This window comes from Rhizobacter sp. (assembly GCF_031412495.1).
Taxonomy (GTDB): domain Bacteria; phylum Pseudomonadota; class Gammaproteobacteria; order Burkholderiales; family Burkholderiaceae_C; genus Schlegelella_A.
Genome location: NZ_JANODC010000425.1, coordinates 1 through 10,904 on the forward strand (window position 1 = coordinate 1; position 10,904 = coordinate 10,904).

Genomic DNA, 10,904 nt, shown 5'->3' on the forward strand with positions numbered 1-10,904 from the left:
CTGACGACGAAAGCTCAGCCGCCGATGTAGTGCATCTCGACGCGCCGCTCGCCGAGCGTGGCCGGCGCGGCGGGGCTGCCGCGCAGCTCCGAGTAGCGGTCGGTCCGCTTCTGCCAGACGAGGCCGATCGCCGTCGAGATCTCCTCGTCGCTCCGGCCGGCGCGCAGCAGGCCGCGCAGGTCGTGGCCGCGGCTCGCGAACAGGCACAGGAAGAGCTTGCCTTCGGTGGACAGGCGGGCCCGGTTGCAGTCGCCGCAGAAGGCCTGCGTCACGCTCGAGATGGTGCCGATCTCGCCCGGGATGCCGGGCTCGGCATAGGCCCAGCGCTCCGCGGTCTCGCCGGGGGCCGTCGCGGCCAGGCGGCGCAGCCCGAACTCGGCCTGCAGGCGGGCGACGACCTCGGCCGAGGGCAGGACTTCGTCCATCCGCCAACCGTTGCTGGCGCCGACGTCCATGTACTCGATGAAGCGCAGGGCCACGTTGCGGCCGCGGAAATGGCGCGCCATCGGCACGATCTCCATGTCGTTGGTGCCGCGCTTGACGACCATGTTGACCTTGATCGGGCCGAGCCCGGCGCGCTCCGCGGCGTCGATGCCGCGCAGGACATCGGCGACCGGGAAGTCGGCGTCGTTCATGCGCCGGAAGATGGCGTCGTCGAGCGCGTCGAGGCTGATCGTCACCCGGTCGAGCCCGGCCGCCTTGAGCGCCTCGGCCTTGCGGGCGAGGAGCGACCCGTTCGTCGTCAGCGTGAGGTCGAGGCGGCGACCGCTGGCGGCGCGCAGATCGGCCAGCATCGCCACCAGCCGCTCGAGGTCGCGCCGCAGCAGCGGCTCGCCGCCGGTGAGGCGCAGCTTCGTGACGCCATGCGCGACGAAGATGCCCGCGATGCGGACGATCTCCTCGAAGCCGAGCAGCGACGACTGCGGCAGGAAGGCGTACTGCTTGTCGAACACCTCCTTCGGCATGCAGTAGCTGCAGCGGAAGTTGCAGCGGTCGGTGACCGAGATGCGCAGATCGCGCAGCGGCCGCTGCAGGGTGTCGAGCAGCTCGCCGGTCGGCGCCTGCAGGCGCGCCGGGACGATGGGCAGCTGGGCGCGGTAGCGCAGGTCGGCCAGGGGAATGACTTTGTCGGCCATGGGCCGATTGTGCCTCGCGTGCCCTTGCGCGGCAGGGCTCGCGTCAGGGGCCTGGCGAAAGCGTCTCGGCCTTCGCCGCGACGTTTCGTCCTGGCGGCGGCGCCGCCGCCAGGACCCGCCTGGCGCCGGTGAAGCGCTCGGACCAGTAGGCGAAGCCCATGCTCTCGGTGCGGATCGCCTTGCCGCTGCGCGGCGCATGGACGAAGCGGTTGTCGCCGATGTAGATGCCGACGTGCGAGAAGGTGCGCTTCAGGGTGTTGAAGAAGACCAGGTCGCCGGGCCGCAGCTCGTCGCGGCCCACGGCGACGAGGCCCGGCGCGCTGGCCTGCTCGTCGACCTTGCGCGGCAGGACCAGCCCGAGGCTCGTCTCGAAGACGTGGCGGGTGAAGCCGCTGCAGTCGAAGCCGCCGTCGGCCGACGTGCCGCCCCGCTGGTAAGGGACGCCGACGAAGCCGAGCGCCGCGACCACCATGCTCGAGGCGCGGTCCTGCACCCTTCGCAGCAGCCCCGGCTCTGCAGCGGCGGGCGCGGGCACGGTCTCCGCCACCAGCGCCCTGTCGATGAGCAGCCTGAGCACGGGGTCGAAGGTGTCTTCAGGTGCGGCGAGGGCGAGGCCGCCATGGAGCGAGAGAATGAGGCCCATCCATGCGGAGCGCAGGCGCTGGCGGGAAGCAGGGGCGTCGATTCGCATCGGCGCGCAGCATAGGCGAGGCGCGCCGCCGAAGTCAATCGAACCAGGAGAACGCGATGTTCAAGGCATTGATGCTCGAGAAGGATGACGCAGGCTTTCGCGCCTCGGTCCGCGACGTCGACGAGGGCACCCTTCCCGAAGGCGACGTGCTCGTGCAGGTCGAGTACTCCACGCTCAACTACAAGGACGGCCTCGCGATCACCAACCGCAGCCCCGTGGTCCGGCAATGGCCGATGGTCGCCGGCATCGACGGCGCCGGCACCGTGCTCGAGTCGAGCCATCCCGCGTGGAAGGCGGGCGACCGCTTCGTGATGAACGGCTGGGGCATCGGCGAGACGCGCTGGGGATGCCTCGCGAGCCGGGCCCGCCTGAAGGGAGACTGGCTGGTCGCACTGCCACCGGCGCTCGATGCGCGGCAGGCGATGGCCATAGGCACCGCCGGCTACACCGCCATGCTGTGCGTGCTGGCGCTCGAGCGTCATGGCCTGCGCCCCGGCGACGGCACCGTGCTCGTGACCGGCGCGACGGGCGGCGTCGGCAGCGTCGCGGTCGCCCTGCTGGCGCGGCTCGGCCATCGGGTCGCCGCCGCGACCGGCAAGGCCGACCAGGCCGCCTACCTGCGCGAGCTCGGTGCCGCCGACGTCGTCGACCGGGCCGAGTTCGCAGCCGCGGGCAAGCCGCTGCAGAAGGAGCGCTGGTCGGCCGTGGTCGACGCCGTCGGCAGCCACACGCTCGTCAACGCGCTGGCGCAGACGCGCTACGGCGGCGTCGTCGCCGCCTGCGGGCTTGCGCAGGGGCACGACCTTCCCGGCACGGTGATGCCGTTCATCCTGCGCGGCGTGACCCTGGCCGGCATCGACAGCGTGATGGCACCGCTGCCGATGCGCCAGCAGGCCTGGCTGCGGCTGGCGAGCGATCTCGATCCGAAGGCGCTCGATCTCATCACCGCGGAGATCGCGCTCGGCGACGCGATCGCCAAGGCCACGGCGCTGATGGACGGCCGGGTGCGCGGCCGGGTCGTGGTCCGGATCTAGGACGCGCCGAACCGTTCGCAGGACCCGCGCGCGTCCGGTCTCAGCGGATGAGCCCCGACAGGCGGCGAAACTTCGGATGCTGGCTGGTGCCCAGCCATTCGAAGACGACCATCTCGGTGGTCACGATGTCGGCGCCGAGGCCGCGTGCGCGCTCGGTCGCGGCGAGCCGGTTGTGCGGGTGGCGCGAGCCGACGGCGTCGGCCACCCACTTGACGGCGTGGCCGGCCTCGATCAGCCCGGCCACCGTCTGCATGACGCACACGTGCGCCTCGCAACCGGCGACGACCAGGGTGTTGCGGCCGGCCGGAAGGCGGCGCAGGAACCCGTCTTCGCGCGGCGCCGAGAAGTGGAACTTGGCCAGCACGGTGTCGCAGAGCGCCGCGACCTCGGGGACGAGCGGGCCGAGGCCATCGGGGTTCTCCTCGGTGCCGATGACGTGGATGCACAGCTCGCGCGCCGCGGTGGCGAGCTGCACGCAGCGTCGGATCACGTTCTCGCCGTCGTGGATCGACGGCATGAGCCGCGCCTGCGTGTCGATGAGGAGCAGGGTCGAGTCGTCGGGCTGGCAGAGGATGCTCATGGCGGCTTCACGAAGAGGACCTGGCGCGGATTCTCCGCCACAGGCGTTCGGCCTCGGCACAATCGGCATGCGCCTGCCGGAGACAAGCATGCTGATGACGTCCGCCGAATACCGTGAATCGCTGCGCCGCTACAGGCCGCGCGTCTTCGTCGACGGCCGCAGCGTCGAGATCGTCGCCGACGAGCCGGCCCTGCAGCCCGGCATCAATGCGCTCGGCGTGACCTACGACTTCGCGCAGCGGGAAGGCCTCGCGCCGCTGATGCTCGCCGTGCAGCCATCGAGCGGCAAGACCGTCAACCGCATGCTCCACGTCGACGGCTCGAGCGCGGACCTCCTCAACAAGCTCGAGGCGGTGCGGATCCTCTGTCAGGAGACCGGCTGCGCCCAGCGCTACCTGGTGCACGACGGCATGGCCGCGATCGGCCAGACGGCGGCGCGCATCGACGCCGACAAGGGAACGCGCTACGGCGAGCGCTTCACCGCCTACCTGCACGACGTGCAGGACCGCGATCTGTCGCTCGGCATCGCCATGACCGATGCCAAGGGCGACCGCAGCCGGCGGCCGCACGAGCAGGCGCACGTCGATAGCTACGTGCACATCGTCGAGCGGAGCGCGCAGGGGATCACCATCTCCGGCACCAAGGCGATCGTCACCGGCGCGCCGTACATGCACGAGTTCCTGGTCATGCCCTGCCGCAACATGACCGAGGCCGATGCCGACTTCGCCGTCTGCTGCGCCGTGCCCTGCGATGCCGACGGCATCACCATCGTCGCCCGCCCCGCCGGGCGGCCCGGCGAGAAGGCGGCCCTGTTCTCGAACCGCTACGGCCAATCGACGGGGGTGGTGATCTTCGACCGCGTCTTCGTGCCCTGGGAGCGCGTCTTCCTGGCCGGCGAGTGGGAGCACTCCGGCCACCTCACCTACAGCTACGCCACGCACCACCGGCACACCTGCATCGCGGCGCGAGCCGGCTTCGGCGACCTGCTGATCGGCGCCGGCGCCCTGATGTGCGAGGCGAACGGCTTCGATCCGGGCGAGGAGTCGCACCTGCGCGAGCAGATGGTCCAGCTCATCACCATCACCGAAGGCTTTTATGCCTGCGGCGTGGCGGCCAGCGTCTATGCCTCGGCGGACCCGCTCTCGGGCATCGTCATGCCCGACCCCGTCTTCGCCAACATCGGCAAGCTTCTGCTCGCCAACCAGATCTACGAGATGCACCGGATCGCGCACTACGTATCGGGCGGCCTCATCGTCGCCCTGCCGGGGCCCGACGAGGACCACAACCCGGAGACGTCGGCGCGGCTGGCCGACGTGCTGCGCGCCAACCCGGACGTGCCCTACGACAAGCGCATCCAGGCGGCGCGCTTCCTCGAAGACCTCACCGCCTCCTACCAGGGCGGCTGGTACTCGGTGATCAGCCTGCACGGCGGCGGCTCGCCGGCAGCGATGAAGCAGGAGATCTGGCGCAACTACCCGGTGGGCAACAAGGTCGACCTGGTCGAGCGCCTGCTCGACCGCGGCATCCTCGACGACCCGCGGCGGGCGATCACCGCCAATCGCCAGCCGGGCCGCTGCTGCGATGCCGGCTGCTCGCCGCCGTCGCCGACGACGATGGTCGCGCTGCCGGCCGGAAAGGGCAGGCCATGAACGCACCGAGCGACACCGGTTTCGCCGCCTTCCATCGCCGCTCGATCGAGGACCGCGATGCCTTCTGGGCCGAGCAGGCCGGCCTCGTCGACTGGCAGACGCCGTTCGAGACGGTCTGCGACGCCAGCCGTCCGCCGTTCGTGCGCTGGTTTCCGGGCGGACGGACGAACCTCTGCCACAACGCCGTCGACCGGCACCTCGCGGCGCGGGCCGACCAGCGCGCGCTGATCTACGTCTCGACCGAGACCGACGTCGAGAAGGTCTTCACCTTCGGCGAGCTGCACGCCGAGGTGCAGCGCATGGCGGCGGTCCTTGTCGGCCTCGGCGTCGGCCAGGGCGACCGGGTCCTGATCTACATGCCGATGATCCCGGAGGCGGCGTTCGCGATGCTGGCCTGCGCGCGCATCGGCGCGATCCACTCCGTCGTGTTCGGCGGCTTCGCCAGCCTGAGCCTGGCCAGCCGCATCGACGACGCCGAGCCCGTCATCGTGGTCAGCGCCGACGCCGGCAGCCGGGCCGGCAAGGTGATCCCCTACAAGCCGCTCCTCGACGAGGCCGTCCGCCTCGCGCGGCACAAGCCGGCGAAGGTGCTGCTGGTCGACCGCGGCCTGGCGCCGATGCCGCTCGAGCCGGGCCGCGACCAGCGCTACGACGCGCTTCGTGCAGCGCACCTGGACGACGTCGTCCCCTGCGCATGGGTCGACTCGACGCACCCCAGCTACACGCTCTACACCAGCGGCACCACCGGGCGGCCGAAGGGCGTGCAGCGCGACACCGGCGGCTACGCCGTCGCGCTGGCGGCGAGCATGAAGCACATCTTCTGCGGCCAGGCGGGGGAGACCTATTTCTCTACCAGCGACATCGGCTGGGTCGTCGGCCACAGCTACATCGTCTACGGGCCGCTGATCGCCGGCATGGCCACGATCATGTACGAGGGGCTGCCGATCCGCCCCGACGCCGGCATCTGGTGGCGGCTGGTCGAGAAGTACCGGGTGACGGCGATGTTCAGCGCACCGACGGCGATCCGCGTCCTGCGCAAGCACGACGCCGCGCACCTGCAGGCCCACGACCTGTCGTCTCTGCGGGCGCTGTTCCTGGCCGGCGAGCCGCTCGACGAGCCGACCGCGCGCTGGATCTCCGAGGCGATCGGCAAGCCCGTGATCGACAACTATTGGCAGACCGAGAGCGGCTGGCCGATCCTGACCGTCGCCAACGGGGTCGAGCCGATGCGATCGAGGTTCGGCAGCCCCGGCGTGCCGATGTACGGCTACGACATGCGCCTGCTCGACGAGTCGACCGGGCAGGACATCGTCGAGCCGGGCAGGAAGGGCGTGGTCGTCATCGAGGGACCGACCCCGCCCGGCTTCATGCAGACGATCTGGCGCGCCGACGATCGTTTCGTCGAGACCTACTGGAAGACGGTCCCGGGCCGCTCGGTCTACAGCACCTTCGACTGGGGCATCCGCGACGCCGACGGCTACTGGTTCATCCTCGGCCGCACCGACGACGTCATCAACGTCGCCGGGCATCGGCTCGGCACGCGCGAGATCGAGGAGAGCATCTCGAGCCATCCCAACGTCGCCGAGGTGGCCGTCGTCGGCGTCGCCGACGCGCTCAAGGGGCAGGTGGCGATCGCTTTCGTCATTGCCCGCGATGCCTCGGCCCTGGTCGACGCCTCGGCCCGCCTGCGGCTCGAGGGCGAGGTCATGAAGACGGTCGATTCGCAGCTCGGCTCGCTGGCCCGACCGGCCCGCGTCCATTTCGTCGCCATGCTGCCGAAGACGCGCTCCGGCAAGCTCCTCCGGCGGGCTTTGCAGGCGATCTGCGAGGGGCGCGATCCGGGCGACCTGACGACAATCGACGATCCGGCCGCACTTCAGCAGATCGTCGCCTCGCTGAAGTCGGGAAGGGCCGAGGCCTAGCGTCGTCCCGCAAGCCGCTGCGGAGGCCTCAGAATCCAGCCCACGACGCCATTCCACGCCATCACGAGGTTCCGATGAAGCTCTCCCGCCTGCTCTCATTCACCTTCGCCCTGCTCGTCGCCACCGGTGCCGCCCAGGCCCAGCAGTTCTTCCGCATCGGCACCGGCGGCACCGCCGGCACCTACTACCCCGTCGGCGGGATGATCGCCAACGCCGTCTCCCAGCCGGGCAAGATCGCCGCCACCGCCCAGGCCAGCAACGGCTCGGTGGCCAACGTGACCGGCATCGCCGGCGGCGCGATGGAGTCGGGCTTCTCGCAGGCCGACGTCGCCACCTGGGCCTACAAGGGCACCGGGCTCTACGAGGGCAAGCCGAACGTGCCGGGCCTGCGCCTGATCGCCAACCTGTACCCGGAGAGCGTGCACGTGGTGGTGAAGAAGGGCTCGGGCATCAAGAGCGTGGCCGACCTGCGCGGCAAGCGCGTCGCCCTCGACGAGCCGGGCTCGGGCACGCTGGTCAACGCCCGCGCCATCCTCGCCGCCTACGGCCTGAAGGAAGCCGACATCAAGCCCGAGTACATCAAGCCGAACCAGGCCGGCGACAAGATGAAGGACGGCGCCCTCGACGCCTTCTTCTTCACCGGCGGCTCGCCGGCCGGCGCCATCGCCGAGCTGGCCTCGGCCGGCACCGGCATCGAACTGGTGCCGATCGACGGCAAGGAGGCCGATGCGCTGCGGGCGTCGAGCCCCTTCTTCGCGCCCGACGTCATCGCCGCCGAGACCTACAAGGGCGTCGGGCAGGTGAAGACGCTGGCCGTCGGCGCCCAGTGGGTCACCGGCGACAAGGCCGATGCCAACACGGTCTACGAGATCACCAAGGCCCTGTTCTCGGACGCGGCGCAGAAGCAGCTCGCCGCCGGCCACGCCAAGGGCAAGTTCATCACCAAGGAGAACGCCGTCAAGGGCGCCGGCATCCCGTTCCATCCGGGCGCCGAGAGGTTCTACAAGGAAGCCGGCCTGCTGAAGTGACCGTCAGGTCATCCTGAGCGCAGCGAAGGATCCCGGAGCGCGGCGGATGCCCGCGGCGGTACTGGACGACCGCGAGCTGCAGGCGCTCGAGGCGCGTCTCGATCCCGAGATGCGCTTCCGGCCGCTGGCGGCGCCGGCGGCGACGATCGTCGGCGCGCTGCTGATCGCGCTCTCGCTCTTTCACTACTACACGGCGGGCTTCGGCCTGCTGCAGGAAGTCACGCACCGCGGCGTGCACCTGGCGCTGGTGCTGGGCCTCATCTTCCTGGTCTTCCCGCATCGGCAGGCGCTGCTCGAGAAGAGCGCCGTGCACAGCTGGGCGCGCCCGGGCGGCGTGCCCTGGCTCGACTGGCTGCTCGCCGTCGGCGTCGCCGCCTCGGTGCTCTATATCCCGTACATCTTCGACGACCTGACGTTTCGGGTCGGCAACCCGCTGGCGATCGACGTCGTCATGGGCACGATCCTGATCGTCGCCCTGCTCGAGGCGACGCGGCGCAGCATGGGCTGGCCGCTGCCCATCATCGCGTTGCTGTTCATGGCCTACGCGCTGTTCGGGCCGATCTTTCCGGGCCTTCTCCAACACGCCGGCAACAACTGGAGCCAGCTCGTCAACCACCAGTACCTGACGAGCCAGGGCATCTACGGCGTCGCCGTCGGCGTCGTCGCCACCTACGTCTTCCACTTCGTGCTCTTCGGCGTGCTGGCGACGCGGGTCGGGCTGGGCCAGCTCTTCCTCGACGTCGCCTCGACGGTGGCCGGTCGCTATGCCGGCGGGCCGGCGAAGGTGAGCGTGTTCGGCTCGGCGATGTTCGGCATGCTGAGCGGGTCGTCGGTGGCCAACGCGGTGACGGTCGGTTCGCTGACGATTCCGGCCATGATCCGCGTCGGCTACAAGCGCGAGTTCGCGGCCGCCGTGGAGGCGGCCTCGTCGACCGGCGGCCAGATCACGCCGCCGGTGCTTGGCGCCGCGGCGTTCCTGATGATTGAGTTTCTCGCCATCCCGTACGGCAAGGTCATCGCTGCCGCCATCGTGCCGGCCTTCATGCACTTCTTCGGCGTCTTCATGCAGGTGCACTTCGAGGCCAAGCGCTTCGGCTTGCGCGGCCTCACGGAAGACGAGATGCCGAGGCTGCGCGAGTCCTTCCGCCAGCGCTGGCCGACCCTGATTCCGCTGTTCCTGCTCATCGGCATCCTCGTCGCCGGCCGCACGCCCTACCTGGCCGCCTTCACCGGCATCAGCTCGTGCGTGATCGTCGGCCTGACGACGAAGACCGAAGGCAACTCGCCGCGCCACTGGGCGCTTCTGGTGGCTTTGCATGCGGTGCTCGTGGTGCTGGTGTTCGCCGACCTGCCGAGCGCCGAGTGGAAGCTCGGCGTCTTCGCGGCGGCGGCGCTGGCCACGCCGATCCTGCTGCGCGCGTTGAACGTGCAGGGCCGGATCGGCGCGCCGGTGCTGATCGAGGCGCTTGCCACCGGCGCCAAGTACGCTCTTGCCGTCGGCGCGGCCGCGGCAACGGTGGGCATCGTCATCGGCGTCGTCACCCTCACCGGTGTCGGCTTCAAGCTGAGTACCATCATCACCGGCGCGGCGCAGGCGACGGCCGGCGGCGTCGGCGGCTGGTTGCCAGAGTCGCTGGTCGATCCGAAGTCGCTGACGCTCTTCGTCGCTCTGGTCATGACCGGGCTCGTCTGCATCCTGCTCGGCTGCGGGATCCCGACCACGGCCAACTACATCATCATGGTCACGGTGGCGGCGCCGACGCTGGTGCTGCTCGGGGTCGAGCCGCTGGTGGCGCACTTTTTCGTCTTCTACTACGGCGTGCTCGCCGACATCACGCCGCCGGTGGCGCTGGCCGCGTACGCGGCGGCGGGCATGGCCGGCAGCGATCCGTTCAAGACCGGCAACATGGCCTTCCGCCTCGGCATGGCCAAGGTGCTGGTGCCGTTCGTGTTCGTCTTCTCGCCGTCGCTGCTGATCGTCGCCCAGGGATTCACGCTGTACGCCTTCGCCGTCACCTTCGCTTCCTGCATCTTCGGCATCACGCTGCTCGCCGCGGCGCTGTCGAAGTTCATGCTCGTGGAGCTGACGCGCACCGAGCAAGCCGTCCTCACAGTTGCCGCCTTGACGATGATCTTCCCGGGCTTGACGCCGTTGCTGCTGGGGGCGGCGCTTGCGGCGCCTATCGTCGTGCGCCAGTTCATCGCCCTGCGGCGACAGCGAGCGGCGTCGCCGGCGTGACCGCCGGCGTGGTGGCTACAGAACTTCCGACGCGAAGTCGGCCAGGCGCGATCGCTCGCCGCGGGCCAGCGTGACGTGTCCGGAGTGGGCCCAGCCCTTGAAACGATCCACCGCGAACGTGAGGCCGGAGCTGCCTTCGGTGAGGTAGGGCGTGTCGATCTGCGCCAGGTTGCCGAGGCAGACGATCTTCGTGCCGGGGCCGGCGCGCGTGATCAGCGTCTTCATCTGCTTTGGCGTCAGGTTCTGCGCCTCGTCGATGATGACGAACTTGTTGAGGAAGGTGCGGCCGCGCATGAAGTTCAGGCTCTTGATCCTGATCTTCGAGCGGACGAGGTCGTTGGTCGCGGCGCGGCCCCATTCGCCGGCACCGCTGTCGGTCTTGGAGAGGACCTCGAGGTTGTCGTCGAGGGCGCCCATCCAGGGGCTCATCTTCTCCTCCTCGGTGCCGGGCAGGAAGCCGATGTCCTCGCCGACCGGCACGGTCACGCGCGTGACGATGATCTCGGTGTAGCGGCGGTCGTCCATCACCTGGCTCAGCCCGGCGGCCAAGGTCATCAGCGTCTTGCCGGCGCCTGCGGTGCCGGTGAGGGTGATGAAGTCGCAGTCCGGGTCCATCAGCAGGTTCA

The 10,904-nt window shown here is 70.1% G+C and carries 9 protein-coding genes; 5 read left to right on the top strand and 4 right to left on the bottom strand.

Features of this window, described 5'->3' with window-relative positions; all coding sequences use genetic code 11:
• Positions 1 to 14: 14 nt before the first annotated feature.
• Both moaA and AC30N0_RS15695 read right to left on the bottom strand, forming a co-directional pair.
• Entirely contained in the window at positions 15 to 1,136 is a 1,122-nt protein-coding gene (moaA, locus tag AC30N0_RS15690; protein ID WP_489518838.1) for a GTP 3',8-cyclase MoaA, read from the bottom strand.
• Positions 1,137 to 1,179: 43 nt separating this feature from the next.
• Positions 1,180 to 1,827, bottom strand: a complete 648-nt coding sequence (locus AC30N0_RS15695; protein WP_489518839.1) for a C40 family peptidase — start codon at positions 1,825 to 1,827, stop codon at positions 1,180 to 1,182.
• A 56-nt stretch (positions 1,828 to 1,883) separates the two neighbouring features.
• Here AC30N0_RS15695 and acuI point away from each other — a divergent pair, with 56 nt between their 5' ends.
• Positions 1,884 to 2,861, top strand: coding sequence for an acrylyl-CoA reductase (NADPH) (acuI, locus tag AC30N0_RS15700; RefSeq protein ID WP_489518840.1), 978 nt, complete (start codon positions 1,884 to 1,886; stop codon positions 2,859 to 2,861).
• Positions 2,862 to 2,901: 40 nt separating this feature from the next.
• Here the strand turns inward: acuI and AC30N0_RS15705 are convergent, their stop codons facing one another.
• Positions 2,902 to 3,441: an isochorismatase family protein gene (locus AC30N0_RS15705; protein WP_489518841.1), complete on the bottom strand. Its 540-nt coding sequence runs from the start codon at positions 3,439 to 3,441 to the stop codon at positions 2,902 to 2,904.
• 88 nt (positions 3,442 to 3,529) lie between these two features.
• On the opposite strand from AC30N0_RS15705, the gene AC30N0_RS15710 reads away from it, so the two are divergent.
• The 4 genes from AC30N0_RS15710 (at position 3,530) to AC30N0_RS15725 (ending at position 10,278) form a co-directional block, all read left to right on the top strand.
• Positions 3,530 to 5,089 carry a 4-hydroxyphenylacetate 3-hydroxylase family protein gene (locus AC30N0_RS15710; protein WP_489518842.1) on the top strand — a complete coding sequence of 520 codons (1,560 nt, stop codon included), beginning with the start codon at positions 3,530 to 3,532 and terminating at the stop codon, positions 5,087 to 5,089.
• Complete coding sequence (locus AC30N0_RS15715) at positions 5,086 to 7,011, top strand: propionate--CoA ligase (RefSeq protein ID WP_489518843.1); 1,926 nt, start codon at positions 5,086 to 5,088, stop codon at positions 7,009 to 7,011. Before AC30N0_RS15710 ends, AC30N0_RS15715 begins: the two co-directional genes overlap by 4 nt.
• 74 nt (positions 7,012 to 7,085) lie before the next feature.
• Positions 7,086 to 8,039: a TAXI family TRAP transporter solute-binding subunit gene (locus tag AC30N0_RS15720; protein ID WP_489518844.1), complete on the top strand. Its 954-nt coding sequence runs from the start codon at positions 7,086 to 7,088 to the stop codon at positions 8,037 to 8,039.
• A gap of 46 nt (positions 8,040 to 8,085) precedes the next feature.
• On the top strand, positions 8,086 to 10,278 hold the full coding sequence (locus AC30N0_RS15725; protein WP_489518845.1) for a TRAP transporter permease: 2,193 nt from the start codon (positions 8,086 to 8,088) through the stop codon (positions 10,276 to 10,278).
• A 15-nt stretch (positions 10,279 to 10,293) separates the two neighbouring features.
• Here AC30N0_RS15725 and AC30N0_RS15730 read toward each other — a convergent pair.
• A partial coding sequence (locus AC30N0_RS15730) for a PhoH family protein (protein WP_489518846.1) occupies positions 10,294 to 10,904 on the bottom strand: 611 nt, incomplete at its 5' end.